9 protein-coding genes, 7 tRNA genes and 4 rRNA genes are annotated in these 20371 nt (G+C 43.6%); 6 read left to right on the plus strand and 14 right to left on the minus strand.

Going from position 1 to position 20371, the window contains the following annotated elements; genetic code table 11:
• Positions 1-74: 74 nt before the first annotated feature.
• The 6 genes from CHJ_RS14775 to CHJ_RS14800 form a co-directional block, all read right to left on the minus strand.
• Positions 75-1784, minus strand: coding sequence for a dipeptide ABC transporter ATP-binding protein (locus tag CHJ_RS14775; RefSeq protein ID WP_171754693.1), 1710 nt, complete (start codon positions 1782-1784; stop codon positions 75-77).
• 717 nt (positions 1785-2501) lie between these two features.
• Positions 2502-2578, minus strand: a tRNA-Pro gene (locus CHJ_RS14780).
• A gap of 178 nt (positions 2579-2756) precedes the next feature.
• Positions 2757-2832, minus strand: a tRNA-His gene (locus tag CHJ_RS14785).
• Positions 2833-2875: 43 nt separating this feature from the next.
• Positions 2876-2952, minus strand: a tRNA-Pro gene (locus CHJ_RS14790).
• 80 nt (positions 2953-3032) lie between these two features.
• Positions 3033-3108 (minus strand) — tRNA-His (locus tag CHJ_RS14795).
• Between the two features lie 42 nt (positions 3109-3150).
• Positions 3151-3227, minus strand: a tRNA-Arg gene (locus tag CHJ_RS14800).
• Between the two features lie 283 nt (positions 3228-3510).
• On the opposite strand from CHJ_RS14800, the gene CHJ_RS14805 reads away from it, so the two are divergent.
• The gene (locus tag CHJ_RS14805) at positions 3511-3918 is read left to right on the plus strand and encodes a c-type cytochrome (protein WP_171755289.1); all 408 of its coding nucleotides are present in this window, start codon (positions 3511-3513) and stop codon (positions 3916-3918) included.
• Positions 3919-3989: 71 nt separating this feature from the next.
• Here the strand turns inward: CHJ_RS14805 and rep are convergent, their stop codons facing one another.
• The gene (rep, locus tag CHJ_RS14810) at positions 3990-6005 is read right to left on the minus strand and encodes a DNA helicase Rep (protein WP_317918026.1); all 2016 of its coding nucleotides are present in this window, start codon (positions 6003-6005) and stop codon (positions 3990-3992) included.
• A 171-nt stretch (positions 6006-6176) separates the two neighbouring features.
• On the opposite strand from rep, the gene CHJ_RS14815 reads away from it, so the two are divergent.
• The 4 genes from CHJ_RS14815 to ubiK all read left to right on the plus strand — a co-directional run bounded on the left by CHJ_RS14815 (position 6177) and on the right by ubiK (position 11472).
• Positions 6177-6755: a TetR/AcrR family transcriptional regulator gene (locus tag CHJ_RS14815; RefSeq protein ID WP_411861568.1), complete on the plus strand. Its 579-nt coding sequence runs from the start codon at positions 6177-6179 to the stop codon at positions 6753-6755.
• 19 nt (positions 6756-6774) lie between these two features.
• Positions 6775-7881, plus strand: a complete 1107-nt coding sequence (locus CHJ_RS14820; RefSeq protein ID WP_171755286.1) for an efflux RND transporter periplasmic adaptor subunit — start codon at positions 6775-6777, stop codon at positions 7879-7881.
• An 11-nt stretch (positions 7882-7892) separates the two neighbouring features.
• On the plus strand, positions 7893-11024 hold the full coding sequence (locus tag CHJ_RS14825) for a multidrug efflux RND transporter permease subunit (RefSeq protein ID WP_317918028.1): 3132 nt from the start codon (positions 7893-7895) through the stop codon (positions 11022-11024).
• Between the two features lie 196 nt (positions 11025-11220).
• Entirely contained in the window at positions 11221-11472 is a 252-nt protein-coding gene (gene ubiK / locus CHJ_RS14830; protein ID WP_171755284.1) for a ubiquinone biosynthesis accessory factor UbiK, read from the plus strand.
• A 120-nt stretch (positions 11473-11592) separates the two neighbouring features.
• Here the strand turns inward: ubiK and ilvC are convergent, their stop codons facing one another.
• Entirely contained in the window at positions 11593-13077 is a 1485-nt protein-coding gene (gene ilvC, locus CHJ_RS14835; RefSeq protein ID WP_317918029.1) for a ketol-acid reductoisomerase, read from the minus strand.
• A gap of 133 nt (positions 13078-13210) precedes the next feature.
• On the opposite strand from ilvC, the gene ilvY reads away from it, so the two are divergent.
• Positions 13211-14101: an HTH-type transcriptional activator IlvY gene (gene ilvY, locus CHJ_RS14840; protein WP_317918030.1), complete on the plus strand. Its 891-nt coding sequence runs from the start codon at positions 13211-13213 to the stop codon at positions 14099-14101.
• Between the two features lie 39 nt (positions 14102-14140).
• Here the strand turns inward: ilvY and rrf (CHJ_RS14845) are convergent.
• From rrf (CHJ_RS14845) to CHJ_RS14870, 6 genes are all read right to left on the minus strand, one after another.
• Positions 14141-14256: ribosomal RNA gene (rrf, locus tag CHJ_RS14845) — 5S ribosomal RNA — on the minus strand.
• Positions 14257-14300: 44 nt separating this feature from the next.
• Positions 14301-14376 (minus strand) — tRNA-Thr (locus tag CHJ_RS14850).
• Positions 14377-14436: 60 nt separating this feature from the next.
• Positions 14437-14552 (minus strand): 5S ribosomal RNA (rrf, locus tag CHJ_RS14855).
• A 294-nt stretch (positions 14553-14846) separates the two neighbouring features.
• A 23S ribosomal RNA gene (locus CHJ_RS14860) occupies positions 14847-17738 on the minus strand.
• Between the two features lie 330 nt (positions 17739-18068).
• Positions 18069-18144 (minus strand) — tRNA-Ala (locus CHJ_RS14865).
• An 83-nt stretch (positions 18145-18227) separates the two neighbouring features.
• Positions 18228-19779, minus strand: a 16S ribosomal RNA gene (locus CHJ_RS14870).
• The 16S, 23S and 5S rRNA genes sit together here with 2 tRNA genes alongside, the layout of an rRNA operon.
• Between the last annotated feature and the right edge of the window lie 592 nt (positions 19780-20371).

Here is a 20371-nt window from a genome sequence, read left to right on the forward strand (position 1 = left end):
GTGATTAATCTAAAGTAATTTGCTTACTCAAGAATCAATTTACTACCTCAGCAACGGCTGCTAAGGTAGAAAAATTAAGCGATATCTTCTCTTAACCCTGTAAATTCAGGCATTAGAGAGATTAGTTGTTTACTGTATTCATGCTGAGGGTCATTAAAAAGCTGCTCTGTAGGCGCGACTTCCAACAATTTCCCCATCTTCATAACACCAATTCGATCACACATTTGACGTATTACTGGCAAATCATGGCTTATGAAAAGCATTGTCAGGTTTAACTCATCCTGTAAGTCTTTCAATAAGTTCAAGATTTGTGCCTGTACCGACACATCTAAAGCAGAGGTAGGCTCATCACAAATAAGCAGACGAGGTCGAGTCGCAAGTGCGCGCGCAATGGAGATACGTTGACGCTGACCACCAGAAAACTCATGCGGATATTTAAGGCCGGCCATACGTCCCAACCCTACATGGTCAAGCAGATCATGAACAATCTCACGAGTTTGAGCCTCGTTGCGGGTCAGTTTATGGAAACGAATAGGCTCTGCGATGATATCGAAGATTTTCATGCGAGGGTTCATTGACGTATACGGATTCTGGAAAACCATCTGCATCTGACGACGCATTGGACGGCGCTCTTTTTCCGACTTCAATCCTGTCAGGTCGATTCCCTCAAACGTCACTTTCCCCGCATTAGGCTCATATAACCCAGCAATAACACGAGCGATCGTTGATTTGCCGGAACCGGACTCGCCAACCAAACCAAATGTTTCACCTTCATGTACTTCAAAGCTCACATCATCAGATGCTTGCACATACTCTCGACGACTCTCAAAGAGAGAATCCTTAGTAACAAAACGGAGGTGTACATTTTCCACATTAAGAAGTGGGCCAGTATAAGCACGTTGGTCTTGGCTCTGGCCTAACCAGTGGTTTTTTACATCTAAAGGCGCCATTTCTGCCGCTTCTTCAATATAACTAACCAGAGGAAAGCGATCTAATTTTCTGTCTGAACGAGGGACAGCGGAAATAAGGCTTCGAGTATAGGAGTGATCAGGGTCGCCAAGTACCTTGTCAGTATTACCGAACTCAACCAAATCACCGCGATACATAACCGCTACTTTATCAGTGACATTCGATACAACACCCATATCATGGGTTACCAACATGCAACCTACATTATTTTTAACGCAAAGGTCTCGGATAAGGGAAAGAATTTGGTCTTGAATTGATACATCTAACGCTGTGGTAGGCTCATCGGCAATAATTAGGTCTGGCTCACCAGCCAGTGCTATCGCGATAACTACACGCTGTCTCATACCACCAGAAAACTGATGTGGAAACTGCTTTAATCGATTCTCAGGCTGAGGAATACCGACCTGATTCATTAATGAAAGTGAACGCTGATACGCTTCTTCATCAGAAACATTCATATTCGCATGAATAGTTTCTTTAAGCTGATGCTCAACGGTAAACAAAGGGTTCAACGAGGTCATTGGATCCTGAAAAATAAACCCAATTTTTGAACCGCGAACCTTTCTCATTTCTGACGACGATAATCCTGAGATTTTTTCACCATCAAGGAAAACTTCACCATCAGCAATTAAGCCAGGAGGGCTCAATAAATCGATAACGGCATTACCGACCGTTGATTTACCCGCACCTGATTCACCTACAACACCAACGATCTCACCTCGTTCAACATTAAACGAAAGTTCTTTTACCGCGGCATGCACACCATGCCTTGACGGATATTCGATCCGAAGGTTTTTTACTTCTAAAAGAGACATTACCAGACCTCTACTGCGGCGCTACTGCCTTGTCTGCAAACATTGAATCCATTCATTACCAGAATAAAGTCCTGATAATCTGATAGCTATTCAATTTGGCAAATAATTCACGAAAAAGCAACAAATATAGAATAAAAAAGTGTATTACGTCCGTTTTAAAGCATGGGGAATCAATATTTATTCATTTTTCATTCATTTTATTCGCTCAGGCCAAACAGATAACCGCTCTCACATAGACCAAAAACAAAGAACATATCACTACAAAAACAACAATACGCAGTAAAAGCAAAAGGTAATACAAACGTCTAATTTTGAATTTTTATTCTATTTGTTATTTAACAAGCAAGTTACATATACTTTGTTACATAAAAAAAATAGAGTAAATAACCAATTAAGCAAAGATAGGCAGACTTTATAGTCATACGTACTAATAAAAGATAATACCAACAACCAGCTACGACTATTTATGAAAAGAGCGGATATCTCTATTTAGTGCATTTATCATACAAAGCAGTTTTTTATAAAGAGGTGCAATAATAAATCATTTTCTAGTGACGAAAAAATCCTTACTACTCGTGTAGTCATAACGATATTTAGTTGATACAAGCTTGTTGAGTAACATCATTGATTTTATATAGACAAAAACGCTCTCCAATACTTGCTATGCATTTTGTTATGACGAAAAAAAACCCCGTCTTACGACGAGGTTTCTTTATGTGGTCGGTGAAGAGGGATTCGAACCCCCGACCCTCTGGTCCCAAACCAGATGCGCTACCAAGCTGCGCTATTCACCGAAATATTCTGTTGCTTGTTTAGAATTTCGTACCGAGGGTCACCCTCTAGTCCCGCTATTCCAAACTTCAGGATGCGCTACCAAGCTGCGCTATTCACCGAAATATTTGTTACTTGTTCAAAATTTGCTATTTCATCTCGACTTTCATCAAGACAGGAAGCGAATGCTACCTAAATAAATGGGGTGGCTAACGAGACTTGAACTCGCGACAACCGGAATCACAATCCGGGGCTCTACCAACTGAGCTATAGCCACCACTGAGAGTAAAAGCCTCGCCATTCAGACGAGGCTTTTAATATGGTCGGTGAAGAGGGATTCGAACCCCCGACCCTCTGGTCCCAAACCAGATGCGCTACCAAGCTGCGCTATTCACCGAAATATTCTGTTACTTATTCTAAATTTGCTATTTCATCTCGACTTTCATCAAGACAGGAAGCGAATGCTACCTAAATAAATGGGGTGGCTAACGAGACTTGAACTCGCGACAACCGGAATCACAATCCGGGGCTCTACCAACTGAGCTATAGCCACCACTATGTCTGCCGACAATACTACCTTAAATACTTCCGGAAATGGCGCGCCCGAAAGGATTCGAACCTTCGACCTTTGGCTCCGGAGGCCAACGCTCTATCCAGCTGAGCTACGGGCGCATGCCCTATCGGCGGAGTGGAATAATACGTATATCGCCATACTCCGTCTAGTTTTTTTTGCAGTTTTTTTATTAATTGTTGTCTTTTTCAGCAGTTAAGATGTGATAAAGCACTGATCATTTCAATCTGAATGTTTATTGCAACAAATTAACAGGATATAATCACTCAAAATTTACACCCGATTAACATCGTGTTTTCAAAAGATATAATCAATGAAAACACTATAACAATATTTGCGGTGTATCGCCCAATAAAAAAGATAATAGTAAAGTGAGCTAAAAATATGTCCTCAAGAATCCTTGGCGTGCTAATCGCCACTCTAACTTTTTCCGCATATTCGCTAGCCAGCAGTGTCAGTGAAAAGGAATACAATGATATCGCTGAACGTATTAAACCTGTTGGTGATGTCTATCTCGTTGGTGCAGAGCCTGTGGTAGAAAAGCCAAAAGGTCCTAGAACAGCAGAAAGCACATACGGTACATACTGTGTGGCTTGCCACGGCACTGGCGTCTCAGGTGCACCAATTAAAGGTAATGCGGAACAGTGGGCACCGCGTATTGCACAAGGCATGGACGTAATGACGGACCACGCTATCAAAGGTTTCAATGCCATGCCGGCAAAAGGAACATGTATGGATTGTAGCGATGACGAGATTGTTGCAGTAATCAATCATATGATTGAAGGTTTATAACCCTACACAATAACAAAGGCCATGGCTCTATCTAGAACCATGGCCTTTTTGTATGCAATTTTCATTAGCGACTATTTTTTAAACATCGCTTTTAAGTTCGCAATATGAGCCTGTCCTTTCTCCATTCTTTCCTCTTGACTCACCGGTTTCTTAACACTCTCCCAGTCCACATCATCAAAAGGTAACTCATCTAAAAAACGGCTATGTTGTGGCTTTAACAATTCACCAAATTGTCTTCTCTCTTTACAGAGAGTAAAAGTAAGCTCTTTTTGTGCTCGAGTAATACCAACATAAGCTAAACGGCGCTCTTCATCGACATTTTCTTCATCAATGCTGGTCTGGTGAGGTAATATCCCCTCTTCTGCACCCATTAAGTAAACATGAGGAAACTCAAGTCCTTTCGACGCGTGTAGAGTCATTAGCTGTACTTGGTCTGCATCACTTTCATCTTCACCTCTTTCCATCATGTCGCGTAATGTTAGTCTCTGCACAACTTCTTTTAAGGTTTTTTCTTCTTGGTCATAGTTATCACCTTCTAGATCCGCAACAATCCAACTATAAAGATCCGACACATTCTTCATGCGCATCTCAGCCGCTTTTGCACTTGAAGATGTTTCATATAACCAATCTTCATAGTTAATATCACGAACCAGAGAACGAACCGCTTCAACAGTATTACCTCTTTCCGCATTATCAGATATAGCCACAATCCAAGCGGTAAATTTTCGTAAGACTTCTAGTCCTCGACCGGAAAGAGTCTGTTCAAGGCCCATTTCAAAACTGGCCTCAAATAAGCTTTTTCCTCGCATGTTTGCATAGCTACCCAGTTTCTCTAATGTCACAGGCCCAATCTCTCGTCTAGGCGTATTCACTATTCGAATAAAGGCATTATCATCATCGGGATTAACCAGCACACGAAGGTAAGCCATAATGTCTTTAATTTCAGCGCGGGCAAAAAAGGAAGTTCCACCAGAAATACGATAAGGGATTCTATTTTGCATCAAAGATTTTTCTATCAACCTAGATTGATGATTACCACGATACAATATGGCGTAATCTTTATATTCAGTACGATTAAGGAATCGATGTGCAATCAATTCACCGGTGATTCGCTCTGCTTCATGCTCTTCATTGTTAGCCACCAGTACTTTCAGCTTTTCACCATCAGGTAACTCAGAAAAGAGTTTTTTCTCGAAAACATGGGGATTATTAGCAATTAAGATGTTTGCCGCTCGCAATATTCTGCTGGTAGAGCGATAGTTTTGCTCCATCTTAATGACGTTCAAATTTGGGTAATCTTGATTCAACAACACCAAATTCTGCGGCTTCGCCCCACGCCAGGAGTAGATAGACTGATCATCATCTCCTACCACAGTTAGACGACCTCGCTCTCCGACAAGCAGCTTAACCAAATCATATTGGCTGGTATTTGTGTCTTGATATTCGTCCACAAGTAGATAGCGTATTTTCGCCTGCCAGCGCTCTCTTACTTCCGTATTACTTTTAAGCAGTTGCACCGGTAACGAAATTAAATCATCAAAATCCAATGCGTTATACGCTCTCATCTGCTTTTGATACACCTCAAAGCAGAAAGCAAATAACTGTTCTTGTTCAGAGCGCGCCCTTCCCTTAACTTGTTCAGGGGTTAACATGTCATTCTTCCAGTTAGAAATGGCACTTAATAAGGAACGAAGTAGGTCCTTATCGCCATCCAACTGCTCTTCTGTCAGCTCTTTTAACAGCGCCATTTGGTCTTGGTCATCGAATAAAGAGAATCCAGCCTTCAAACCAAGGACTTTATACTCTCGACGAATAATATTGAGTCCTAAGGTATGAAAAGTAGAAATCATCAATCCTTTTGCTTCTTTCTTTCCTAACGTTTGACCGACCCGCTCTTTCATTTCTCGAGCCGCTTTGTTAGTAAAGGTCACCGCAGCAATATTGCGAGCCTTATAGCCACATACCTCAACCAAATAAGCAATCTTATTGGTGATAACACGCGTCTTTCCTGAGCCGGCACCTGCTAATACTAAACAGGGTCCGGACACATATTTCACCGCTTGGTCTTGGCTGGGATTTAACTTCACTATTTTTAACCTAAATGAGTGCTTGAACTTTTGACTATAATAATCATCAAAGGAGCCGAAAGCTACGTAAGAATAACCTCAATAAATTAATGATAAAAAATGGTGTTCGTTTAAATATACAAATGTATAATATAAAAATGAATGAACGTTCATTCATTTTTATTGGGAGCAATAATGTCAGAACCAATTGAAGATAAGCGAACGCGAATTCTTGATGCCACCGAAAAATTATTGGCAAAAGATGGTTTTCAAGGCTTATCCATGAAGAAGCTTGCCAAAGAAGCGGATGTCGCAGCTGGAACTATTTATCGCTATTTTGAAGATAAACATCATCTAATTGAAGAGACTCGTTTATATGTTTCTCAACGAGCAGCAGACTATATTCAATCGAATCTAACTGATGATATGTCTTTAAAAGAACAATATCGTACTATCTGGCTGAATATTTGGAACTTAAATAGCACCGAATCAGCGGTAAAAAGTCACTTTCTTTATGAACAATTTGACTACACTAATGAAAGTAAAATTTTTCAACTCGAAAAAGAGATGTTTTACAAAGTAGTAGATTTATTTGAGACAGGGAAAGCAGAAGGGCTGTTTAAGCCATTAGAAGGCTACATCCTATTTAGCGTGAGCCTTGACTCAAGTATTGCTCTGGCTAGGAAACAAAAAAATAGATGCATTCAGATGGATTCAAACGCAATAGAACAAGCGATTGAAGCCAGCTGGGATGCCATAATTCAACACTAAATTTGGAGTTCTAATAAGAATGAAAAAGTGGACTTTTTTTATGCTACTTATCGCAGTATTACTGTTTGGTAGCGTGATCGGCTTTAACCTGTTTAAGCAGAAAAAAATAGCTGAGTATATGGCAAACATGCCAGAACCTGTTTTCCCTGTTACCGTTGTCGATGTTGAATCGGTAGACTGGAAACCAACAATCCATGCTATTGGCTTTATCGAACCCTATCTAGGGGTTACGCTGACGGCGGAGTCCAATGGTGTAATCGACAATATCAAATTTGAATCAGGTGATACTGTTAAATCAGGCGACATGCTTGTTGTACTAGATACCGCAGTAGAACGTGCAAACTTAGCTAGCTCTCAAGCTAAGCTTCCAGCAGCAGAATCAAAGTACAAGCGTTATAAAGGCTTATTGAAAAAAGGCTCGATATCTCGTGAAGCTTATGACGATGCAGAGGCCTCTTACTTCTCTCTTAAAGCAGATATTCAAAGTTTAATGGCCTCTATCGATCGCCGTGAAATCGAAGCACCTTTTGATGGTGTTGTCGGTATTCGAGATGTTTACTTAGGACAGTACCTACAAGCAGGAACTAAAATTGTTCGCTTAGAAGACACCAGCGTTATGCGTCTTCGTTTTACTGTCCCTCAAACGGACATATCGCTTATTCACATCGATCAAAAAGTGAACATTAAAGTTGACTCATACCCTGAAGATACGTTTGAAGCATCGATCTCAGCAATCGAACCAGCAGTAGACTACCAAAGTGGTTTGGTTCAGGTTCAAGCTGATATCCCAAACAATGGTGGAAAACTACGTAGTGGTATGTTTGCTCGTGCAAACATTATCTTGCCAACAATTGCTGATCAAGTCGTACTGCCTCAGACCGCTATTACCTTCACCTTATATGGCGACAGTGTATACCTAGTATCAGACATTGATGGCGAAAAGCGTGTTAAGCAAGAAGTGATTACTGTAGGAGAGCGCAGTGGTTCTATTGCTCATATCCTTAAAGGCGTTAAATCTGGCGATCAGATTGTAACCTCTGGTCAAGTTCGCCTAAGTAATAATGCCAAAGTGAAAATTGTAGAAAGTGATGCAATTACACCGCCTGAAGAAACACCAATGCTGTAATTGGAGAGACTATGCGCTTTACTGATGTATTTATAAAACGTCCTGTTCTGGCGGTATCTATTAGCTTTTTGATCGCGTTGCTTGGCTTTCAAGCACTGTTCAAAATGCAAGTACGCGAATACCCAGAAATGACCAACACGGTTGTGACCGTAACCACAGGATATTATGGGGCCAGTGCCGACTTAATTCAGGGCTTTATCACTCAGCCTCTGGAACAAGCGGTTGCTCAAGCCGACAATATTGATTACATGACTTCCCAATCGGTACTTGGTCGTTCGACTATTACCGTGAACATGAAGTTAAATACCGATCCAAATGCGGCACTTTCTGACATTCTGGCGAAAACGAACTCTGTTCGTTCTCAGCTACCAAGTGAAGCAGAAGATCCAACCGTGACGATGTCAACGGGCTCAACGACTGCTGTATTATATCTTGGTTTTATTAGTGATGAGTTAGCATCAAGTCAGGTAACTGACTATTTAGAACGTGTAATCAACCCACAGTTATTTACTGTAAATGGCGTATCTAAAATAGACATCTATGGTGGCTCGAAATACGCAATGCGTATTTGGCTCGATCCAGCAAAAATGGCAGGATTAAACCTAACCGCTACCGATGTTATGGGTGTACTTCAAGCGAACAACTTCCAGTCCGCCACGGGCCAGTCTATTGGTGAGTTTGTTCTCTATAATGGCAGTGCCGATACACAAATATCAAATGTTGAAGAGCTGGAACGCTTAGTAATAAAAGATAAAAACGGCGATCTTATCCGTCTATCTGATATTGCAAAAGTAACCTTAGAAAAAAGCCATGATGCATTCCGTGCCAGTGCCAATGGCCAAGAAGCGGTGGTTGTCGCCGTCAATGCTGCGCCAAGTGCAAACCCGATAAATATTGCCCAAGATGTTCTTAAGCTATTACCTGAGCTAGAGAAAAACATTCCTGCCAATATCAAAATGAACGTCATGTATGACTCAACAGAAGCCATTAATGAGTCGATACAAGAGGTAATTAAAACCATCATTGAAGCAGCACTTATTGTATTGGTGGTTATTACGATCTTCTTGGGTTCATTTAGAGCGGTACTTATCCCGATTATCACTATACCTCTCTCTCTGATTGGTGTTGCGATGGTCATGCAGGGACTGGGGTTCTCATGGAACTTAATGACGCTGTTGGCAATGGTATTGGCCATCGGTCTGGTTGTTGATGACGCAATTGTGGTGCTAGAAAACGTTGACCGTCATATTAAGCTAGGAGAGTCACCATTCCGTGCGGCCATTATAGGTACACGAGAAATTGCTGTTCCGGTTATCGCAATGACCTTAACACTAGGAGCCGTATATGCACCAATTGCAATGATGGGTGGTATTACAGGCTCGCTCTTCAAGGAGTTTGCTCTAACTCTGGCTGGCTCCGTATTTGTATCAGGCATTATCGCACTCACATTGTCACCAATGATGTGCTCTAAGATGCTTCTTGCTCACGCAGAACCAAACCGTTTTGAGAAAGCAGTACATAATGTTCTCGATAGAATGACCAATCGTTACTCAAAAATTCTATCTGTCGTTATGACGCGCCGTCCGGTCATTATTGCATTTGCCGTAATTGTATTTGCCAGCTTACCTTTGCTGTTTAAATTCATTCCTAGTGAACTTGCACCTTCAGAAGATAAAGGTGTGGTTATGCTTATGGGTACAGGTCCGTCTAATGCAAACCTAGACTACCTACAAAACACCATGAATGATGTCAATACGGTGCTAACAGACCAACCAGAGCTTAAATATGCTCAAGTATTTGTTGGTGTTCCAAGCTCTAACCAAGCATTTGGGATCGCAACAATGGTGCCATGGAGTGAGCGTGAAGCAAGCCAAGCTGATGTAACTGGACGTGTAGGACAATTAGTTAAAGATATTCCGGGTATGGCTGTAACGGCATTCCAGATGCCAGAACTACCTGGCGCGGGTTCCGGTCTACCGATTCAGTTTGTTATCACGACCCCGAATAACTTCGAAAGCTTATTTCAAATTGCTTCTGATGTCCTTGTCGCGACCTCTACTAGCCCATATTTTGTCTATTCAAATATTGATCTTAACTATGATTCAGCAACAATGAAGATCAATATAGATAAAGACAAAGCCGGTTCTTATGGCGTCACTATGAAAGACATTGGTAGTACATTAAGTACGATGATGGCTGATGGTTATGTTAACCGCATTGACTTTAATGGGCGCTCTTACGAAGTTATTCCTCAGGTAGAAAGAAAGTATCGTTTAAACCCTGAATCAATGAATAACTATTATGTTCGTTCATCTAACGGTAACCCTGTCCCACTTGGCAGTTTAATTTCGATTGATGTTGTTGCTGAGCCTAGAGCTCTACCGCACTTCAATCAGCTTAACTCAGCCACGATTGGTGCAGTACCAAGCCCGGGTGTTGCCATGGGTGATGCTATCGCGCAATTTGAACAGTTCGCACAGGATATGCTGCCTTCTGGATACAGCTATGATTACATGGGTGAAGCGAGACAGTATGTTACAGAAGGAAATTCGCTATACACCACCTTCGGCTTAGCGCTTGCCATTATTTTCCTTGTTCTTGCCATTCAATTTGAATCGGTAAGAGATCCATTGGTTATTATGGTATCGGTCCCTCTTGCAATATGTGGTGCTTTAATTGCGCTAGCTTGGGGCGCTGCGAGTATGAACATCTACTCACAGGTTGGTTTGATCACCCTTGTTGGCTTAATCACTAAACACGGTATTTTGATTTGTGAGGTAGCGAAAGAAGAGCAACTTCACAACCAGAAAAACCGTATGGAAGCGGTCATGGAAGCGGCTAAAGTGCGTCTTCGTCCAATATTGATGACAACAGCTGCGATGATAGCGGGTTTAATACCATTAATGTACGCCACTGGCGCAGGTGCTGCTCAGCGCTTTAGTATTGGTATTGTTATCGTTGCGGGTCTTGCGATTGGTACTCTATTTACTCTGTTTGTACTACCAGTTATCTACACCTATCTGGCAGAAAACCACAAACCACTTCCTGTTTTCCTTGAGGATGATGAGTTAGAAGAGCTTGCACTAATTAACAAGGCTGACGCTCAAGAGAAAGAGATGGCGAAACAATCTGTTCTCGAATAACTGAAATGAAAACAGAATAATTTTTAAGGCTACTTCGGTAGCCTTTTTTACATCTATTGCACTTACATTAGCGATATCTATAAATGCCAATGGTTAATCTCAAATTTTTGTCATCAATAATTTTTTGTCATCAATATAGCGACAACACAGATTAGATTGCATAAAATAAGCGCAAATTGTAAGGAGTTAACCACCAATGTTTGACCCAAAGAAGCTAGAACAAATTGCAAAACAGATTCATGAATCAATGCCGGCACCGGTAAAAGAGTTGGGGGCTGATGTCGATCAAAAAGTTCGTCAAGTTATTCAAGGCCAATTAAATAAGCTGGATGTTGTTAGTCGAGAAGAGTTTGACGTTCAAACACAAGTCCTACTTAGAACTCGTCAAAAACTAACAGAAATGGAACAGAAGCTAACAGACCTTGAGCAGAAGCTGTCAGAAAAATAAGTCGTCCGACTCACTTTGCTTCATGCTCTGGAAAGACTCTATTTTTAACAATGTAAACGGTATAAAAAAGGCTTGGTTTTCACACCAAGCCTTTATTTTTATCTATCCGACTAAAACGAATTAACCGCCTACGGCAATGCGCTTCATATCCGTCATGTAGCCACGCAACTCTTCACCAATATACTCTACCGGGTGGTTACGAATAGCATCATTCACTTCAATCAATGTGGCGTTATCTACTTGATTAGAACTCTCTGCCAAGCCTTTACCAATAACGTCAGTTGAAACATTAGGCATAAACTTCTCTCGTAAAAGAGGTGTCGCCACATTCGCAAATAAATAGTTACCATATTCAGCAGTGTCAGAGATAACCACATTCATCTCATATAGACGTTTACGTGCAACAGTATTCGCGATCAACGGTAGCTCGTGTAGTGACTCATAATAAGCTGACTCATCAATAATTCCAGAAGCAGTCATTGCTTCAAATGCTAATTCTACACCAGCACGAACCATCGCAATCATCAACACACCATTGTCGAAATACTCTTGCTCAGAAATCTCTACATCCGACTCTGGATAGTTCTCAAATGCAGTTTGACCCGTCTCTTCACGCCAACCTAATAGGTTAACATCGTCGTTGGCCCAATCAGCCATCATGGTGCTAGAAAACTCACCGACAATGATGTCGTCCATATGCTTGTTATAAAGTGGACGCATTAGCTCTTTAAGCTCTTCAGATAGCTCAAACGCTTTCACTTTTGCTGGGTTAGAAAGACGATCCATCATATGAGTAATACCGCCAAACTTTAGTGCTTCAGTGATGGTTTCCCAACCGTACTGTAAAAGCTTACCTGCATAACCGGCATCAATACCGTCAGCGATCATTTTTTCATAACAAACAATTGAACCCGCTTGAAGCATTCCACAAAGTATCGTCTGCTCACCCATCAAGTCCGACTTAACTTCTGCTACAAATGAAGATTCCAAACAACCAGCACGATGACCACCTGTTCCGGCAGCCCATGCTTTAGCAATATCCCAGCCTTCACCTTTAGGATCATTCTCTGGGTGAACAGCTATCAATGTAGGTACACCAAATCCACGCTTATACTCTTCACGAACTTCTGTTCCTGGGCACTTAGGTGCAACCATTACCACAGTAAGGTCTTGACGGATCTTCATGCCCTCTTCAACAATATTGAAACCATGAGAATAACCAAGAGCAGCGCCCTCTTTCATTAAAGGCATTACCGTTTCAACAACATTGGTATGCTGCTTATCTGGAGTTAGGTTAACAACCAAATCAGCTTGCGGGATTAGTGTTTCATAACTACCTACTTCAAAACCATTATCGCTCGCATTTTTAAATGATTGACGTTTCTCATCAATCGCTGCTTGGCGTAGAGCGTAAGAGACATTCAAACCAGAATCGCGCATGTTTAAGCCCTGATTAAGACCTTGCGCACCACAACCGACGATAACTACTTTCTTACCTTTTAAGTAATCCGCCTCTGTTGCAAACTCTTCGCGATCCATAAAACGACAACGACCTAATTGGTCCAATTGCTCACGCAGGTTTAACGTATTGAAATAGTTAGTCATTACTAAAGCTCCTAAAAAAATCTGTCCATTGGTCAGCGGCTTATGCGCTGAATAAACCCATACTAATTCAGGATTTAGCTTGCGGAAAGTGATATATTCACAATAACTTATTGCAATAAATGCAACGTGACTTATGAACATAAAAATCCTGCAACTATTTATCCACCTTTGTGACAGCAAAAGCTTCAGTAAAACCGCAGCAACCATGCATATAAGCCCGTCGGCGTTAAGTAGACAAATACAGAAACTGGAAGAAGAGTTAGGAGAACCATTGTTAATTCGAGATAATCGAAGTGTTGAATTAACCAATGCAGGAAAAACACTGTTACCAGTCGCTCACTCCATTACCAATGAGTGGTTCGACTTTAGAACAGAACTTTCAAATGCAACTAAAGAGCTTCAGGGAGAAATCCACCTATTTTGCTCTGTTACTGCAAGCTACAGCCATCTCCCAGACCTATTAAATGACTTTAGGCTAACTTACCCTCAAATAGAGATAAATCTTTCAACTGGGGACCCTGCACAAGCAATAAACAAGATATTACAAGGTGATGCTGACATTGCGATTGCAGCCAAGCCTGATCACTTACCAGCAAAACTCGCCTTCGAAGTGATTGGTCATATCCCCTTATCCGTTATTGCACCAATAGGGATCAGCAGTTTTTCTCAAGAGTTGAAGAAAGATAAGCCTAACTGGTCGCTAATACCGTTCATTCTTCCTGAAGCAGGAACCGCGAGGGAGAGAGCGAATCATTGGTTTAAGAAGATGAAAATAAAACCAACCATCTATGCACAAGTATCTGGGCATGAAGCAATCGCCAGCATGGTTGCTTTGGGTTGCGGTATAGGAATAGCACCTGACGTCGTCATCAATAACAGCCCAGTTAAAGATAAAATACAACGGTTAAAACTGGATTCTGTGGAACCTTTTGATTTAGGTATATGCTGCCATCGTTCAAAACTGAATGATCCGCTCATCAAAGCATTATGGAAACTAGCGGAAAGAAAACTTATTCCTGCCTAGATCAAAAAAGCCTCCCGATAGGGAGGCTTCGAAAAATGAACCTAGCGATGTCCTACTCTCACATGGGGAAACCCCACACTACCATCGGCGCTATTGCGTTTCACTTCTGAGTTCGGCATGGAATCAGGTGGGTCCACAATGCTATGGTCGCTAAGTAAAATTCTACTCGATAACTACATCTTTTTTAGTTATCTAAATCTGGTGCTGATAGGCGGATTTGAACCGCCGACCTCACCCTTACCAAGGGTGCGCTCTACCAACTGAGCTATATCAGCAGGTCTCTATCTCTTATAAAGAGTAAAAGCCCGTTCAGAGAACGGGCTTTTGTAATGTAAGCCTGGCGATGTCCTACTCTCACATGGGGAAACCCCACACTACCATCGGCGCTATTGCGTTTCACTTCTGAGTTCGGCATGGAATCAGGTGGGTCCACAATGCTATGGTCGCCAAGCAAAATTGGTGTAATAAAACCGCTGGCTAAAACGCTCGCTCTCTACGTTAGATTGCTTATTCGCTCAGTCACTTACCAATGTAAGCTCCTTCTCTCATCTCACAATCTGCCTTGATAGCAAACCTTTTACCTGCGCTCGTATCGAGCTAAGGCTTTATCACTTTAACTTGGAAAACTAACTTTAAAAGTTCTTTACACATTCAATGTTCTATTTGAGTCCACGACCTACACGGATGTAGGAAGTGCTGAGGATTGTCTGAAACAATCTCAGTAACAAAACCCCTTGGGTGTTGTATGGTTAAGCCTCACGGGCAATTAGTACAGGTTAGCTCAACGCCTCACAACGCTTACACACCCTGCCTATCAACGTCGTAGTCTACGACAACCCTTTAGGATACTTAAAGTATCAGGGAGAACTCATCTCAAGGCTCGCTTCGCGCTTAGATGCTTTCAGCGCTTATCGATTCCGAACTTAGCTACCGGGCAATGCCATTGGCATGACAACCCGAACACCAGAGGTTCGTCCACTCCGGTCCTCTCGTACTAGGAGCAGCCCCTTTCAATTCTCCAACGCCCACGGCAGATAGGGACCGAACTGTCTCACGACGTTCTAAACCCAGCTCGCGTACCACTTTAAATGGCGAACAGCCATACCCTTGGGACCGACTTCAGCCCCAGGATGTGATGAGCCGACATCGAGGTGCCAAACACCGCCGTCGATATGAACTCTTGGGCGGTATCAGCCTGTTATCCCCGGAGTACCTTTTATCCGTTGAGCGATGGCCCTTCCATTCAGAACCACCGGATCACTATGACCTGCTTTCGCACCTGCTCGAATTGTCATTCTCGCAGTCAAGCGGGCTTATGCCATTGCACTAACCACACGATGTCCAACCGTGTTTAGCCCACCTTCGTGCTCCTCCGTTACTCTTTGGGAGGAGACCGCCCCAGTCAAACTACCCACCAGGCACTGTCCTCATCCCCGATTAGGGGACTAAGTTAGAACATCAACACTACAAGGGTGGTATTTCAAGGTTGACTCCACTCCATCTAGCGACGAAGTTTCAAAGTCTCCCACCTATCCTACACATGTAGGGTCAATGTTCAGTGCCAAGCTGTAGTAAAGGTTCACGGGGTCTTTCCGTCTAGCCGCGGGTACACTGCATCTTCACAGCGATTTCAATTTCACTGAGTCTCGGGTGGAGACAGCGTGGCCATCATTACGCCATTCGTGCAGGTCGGAACTTACCCGACAAGGAATTTCGCTACCTTAGGACCGTTATAGTTACGGCCGCCGTTTACCGGGGCTTCGATCAAGAGCTTCGACCTAAGTCTAACCCCATCAATTAACCTTCCGGCACCGGGCAGGCGTCACACCGTATACGTCATCTTGCGATTTTGCACAGTGCTGTGTTTTTAATAAACAGTTGCAGCCACCTGGTATCTGCGACTTCCGATAGCTCCATCCGCGAGGGACTTCACCGTCAGAAGCGTACCTTCTCCCGAAGTTACGGTACCATTTTGCCTAGTTCCTTCACCCGAGTTCTCTCAAGCGCCTTGGTATTCTCTACCCGACCACCTGTGTCGGTTTGGGGTACGATTTCTTACAATCTGAAGCTTAGAGGCTTTTCCTGGAAGCATGGCATCAATGACTTCACGCCCTTGGGCGCTCGACATCGGGTCTCAGCCTTAATGATTTCCCGGATTTACCTAAGAAATCAGCCTACACCCTTGAACCTGGACAACCGTCGCCAGGCCCACCTAGCCTTCTCCGTCCCCCCATCGCAATTGTAAGAAGTACGGGAATATTAACCCGTTTCCCATCGACTACGCCTTTCGGCCTCGCCTTAGGGGTCGACTTACCCTGCCCCGATTAACGTTGGACAGGAACCCTTGGTCTTCCGGCGTGGGGGTTTTTCACCCCCATTATCGTTACTCATGTCAGCATTCGCACTTCTGATACCTCCAGCAAACCTTACAGTTCACCTTCAACGGCTTACAGAACGCTCCCCTACCCAATACTCAAAAGAGCATTGCCGCAGCTTCGGTGTATAGCTTAGCCCCGTTACATCTTCCGCGCAGGCCGACTCGACCAGTGAGCTATTACGCTTTCTTTAAATGATGGCTGCTTCTAAGCCAACATCCTGGCTGTCTGAGCCTTCCCACATCGTTTCCCACTTAGCTATACTTTGGGACCTTAGCTGGCGGTCTGGGTTGTTTCCCTCTCCACGACGGACGTTAGCACCCGCCGTGTGTCTCCCGGATAGTACTTACTGGTATTCGGAGTTTGCAAAGGGTTGGTAAGTCGGGATGACCCCCTAGCCTTAACAGTGCTCTACCCCCAGTAGTATTCGTCCGAGGCGCTACCTAAATAGCTTTCGGGGAGAACCAGCTATCTCCAGGTTTGATTGGCCTTTCACCCCTAGCCACAAGTCATCCGCTAATTTTTCAACATTAGTCGGTTCGGTCCTCCAGTTGATGTTACTCAACCTTCAACCTGCCCATGGCTAGATCACCTGGTTTCGGGTCTATACCTAGCAACTCGACGCCCAGTTAAGACTCGGTTTCCCTACGGCTCCCCTAATCGGTTAACCTTGCTACTAAATATAAGTCGCTGACCCATTATACAAAAGGTACGCAGTCACCCCACAAAGGAGGCTCCTACTGCTTGTACGTACACGGTTTCAGGTTCTATTTCACTCCCCTCACAGGGGTTCTTTTCGCCTTTCCCTCACGGTACTGGTTCACTATCGGTCAGTCAGTAGTATTTAGCCTTGGAGGATGGTCCCCCCATATTCAGACAGGATATCACGTGTCCCGCCCTACTCGATTTCACTGATTGTACGTTGTCGGTTACGGGGCTATCACCCTTTATTGCGAGACTTTCCAGACTCTTCACCTGACGCACTAAAAGCTTAAGGGCTAATCCAATTTCGCTCGCCGCTACTTTCGGAATCTCGGTTGATTTCTACTCCTCCGGGTACTTAGATGTTTCAGTTCCCCGGGTTTGCCCTGTTAACCTATGTATTCAGTTAACAGTAACTGCTTATGCAGTTGGGTTTCCCCATTCGGAAATCGTAGACTCAAGTGGCTTTTACTGCCTAATCTACGCTTATCGCAAGTTAATACGTCCTTCATCGCCTCTGACTGCCAAGGCATCCACCGTGTACGCTTAGTCACTTAACCATACAACCCCAAAGGGTCTTATGAGCAACCAAGGTTTCTATCGTTGTCTCATTATTTGAATGAGCGAGACAACATTTCGATTTTGCCGGACTCAAATATAAACAGCATTACTATGTAATGTTGTTTCCAAGAACACTTGAATGTGTGTTGGTACCTAAATCTAAAAAAGACTTAGGATTTGAGAACTTTTAAATTAGATAACAATCAATCAAATTGTTATCTGTCAGCTTTCCAAATTGTTAAAGAGCAAAGATTTTTTTCTACTTAAAGAAATAAACCATTTTTAAGAACACTTAAGTCTTTTACTTAAAAAAGAAATGTACTTAAAGATGGTGGAGCTATGCGGGATCGAACCGCAGACCTCTTCGCTGCCAGCGAAGCGCTCTCCCAGCTGAGCTATAGCCCCATCTAGGAAAAGCAATTCCTTTCTCTTAACTTTCTAAACCATATCAATCTGTGTGGACACTCATAAACGAGCAATCTTCGTATTAAGGAGGTGATCCAGCCCCAGGTTCCCCTAGGGCTACCTTGTTACGACTTCACCCCAGTCATGAACCACAAAGTGGTAAGCGTCCCCCCGAAGGTTAAACTACCTACTTCTTTTGCAGCCCACTCCCATGGTGTGACGGGCGGTGTGTACAAGGCCCGGGAACGTATTCACCGTAGCATTCTGATCTACGATTACTAGCGATTCCGACTTCATGGAGTCGAGTTGCAGACTCCAATCCGGACTACGACGCACTTTTTGGGATTCGCTCACTTTCGCAAGTTGGCTGCCCTCTGTATGCGCCATTGTAGCACGTGTGTAGCCCTACTCGTAAGGGCCATGATGACTTGACGTCGTCCCCACCTTCCTCCGGTTTATCACCGGCAGTCTCCCTGAAGTTCCCACCCGAAGTGCTGGCAATCAAGGATAAGGGTTGCGCTCGTTGCGGGACTTAACCCAACATTTCACAACACGAGCTGACGACAGCCATGCAGCACCTGTCTCAGAGCTCCCGAAGGCACACCTGCGTCTCCGCTGGCTTCTCTGGATGTCAAGAGTAGGTAAGGTTCTTCGCGTTGCATCGAATTAAACCACATGCTCCACCGCTTGTGCGGGCCCCCGTCAATTCATTTGAGTTTTAATCTTGCGACCGTACTCCCCAGGCGGTCTACTTAACGCGTTAGCTCCGAAAGCCACGGCTCAAGGCCACAACCTCCAAGTAGACATCGTTTACGGCGTGGACTACCAGGGTATCTAATCCTGTTTGCTCCCCACGCTTTCGCATCTGAGTGTCAGTATCTGTCCAGGGGGCCGCCTTCGCCACTGGTATTCCTTCAGATCTCTACGCATTTCACCGCTACACCTGAAATTCTACCCCCCTCTACAGTACTCTAGTTTGCCAGTTTCAAATGACCTTCCCAGGTTGAGCCTGGGGCTTTCACATCTGACTTAACAAACCACCTGCATGCGCTTTACGCCCAGTAATTCCGATTAACGCTCGCACCCTCCGTATTACCGCGGCTGCTGGCACGGAGTTAGCCGGTGCTTCTTCTGTCGCTAACGTCAAATAATTGCGCTATTAACGCAACTACCTTCCTCACGACTGAAAGTGCTTTACAACCCGAAGGCCTTCTTCACACACGCGGCATGGCTGCATCAGGCTTGCGCCCATTGTGCAATATTCCCCACTGCTGCCTCCCGTAGGAGTCTGGACCGTGTCTCAGTTCCAGTGTGGCTGATCATCCTCTCAGACCAGCTAGAGATCGTCGCCTTGGTGAGCCATTACCTCACCAACTAGCTAATCTCACTTAGGCTTATCCAATCGCAGAAGGCCCGAAGGTCCCCTCTTTTCCCCCGTAGGGCGTATGCGGTATTAGCTATCGTTTCCAATAGTTATCCCCCTCGACTGGGCAAATTCCTAAGCATTACTCACCCGTCCGCCGCTCGACGTCCAATAAATCATCCGAAGAATCTTTATTGCCGTTTCCGCTCGACTTGCATGTGTTAGGCCTGCCGCCAGCGTTCAATCTGAGCCATGATCAAACTCTTCAATTTAAAGTTTTGATTTTGTTTCTCTATTAAGAGAAACGGGACTCAACGAATACTGACTTCAAAACTGCTCTTACTCGAAAGTAAGAAGTAATTTTAAAGCTATTATCATTCCAACAGAATGATAATGAATTGACTGTGCTCGATACCGAAGTATCAAATTGGTCACTCAGTTCATTGAAACCGTTGTTGATTTCGTGCTCGAAAGCAGAGAATCATCTTCGATTGTCATCAACGAGTGCCCACACAGATTGATAGGTTTAAATTGTTAAAGAGCGTTGCTTCTTGGTTTCCGTTAAGGTCTTCCCTGAAGCGAGGCGGCCATTCTAGCGATTTAATGTGAAGTGTCAAACACTTTTTTACTTTTTTTATTCTTGCTTAAAAAGCGGAATAAAAAGTCACATTGCTAGGCTGCTGCCTGACTGATTTTGCCAGTTAACCCTTGTGGGCTCTGCCGTGTCAGTGAGGGCGCATTATAGAGATCGAAATCACATTGGCAACCCTTTTTTGGAAAATATTTCAGTTATTTTACCGTTTGGATGCTTTTTATCCACTAAAGGCTAATTTTACTAATAATTGTTCTTTATTTATGCTTAAC

The sequence above is a fragment of the Vibrio sp. MACH09 genome (assembly GCF_033238805.1).
Classification (GTDB): Bacteria; Pseudomonadota; Gammaproteobacteria; order Enterobacterales; family Vibrionaceae; genus Vibrio.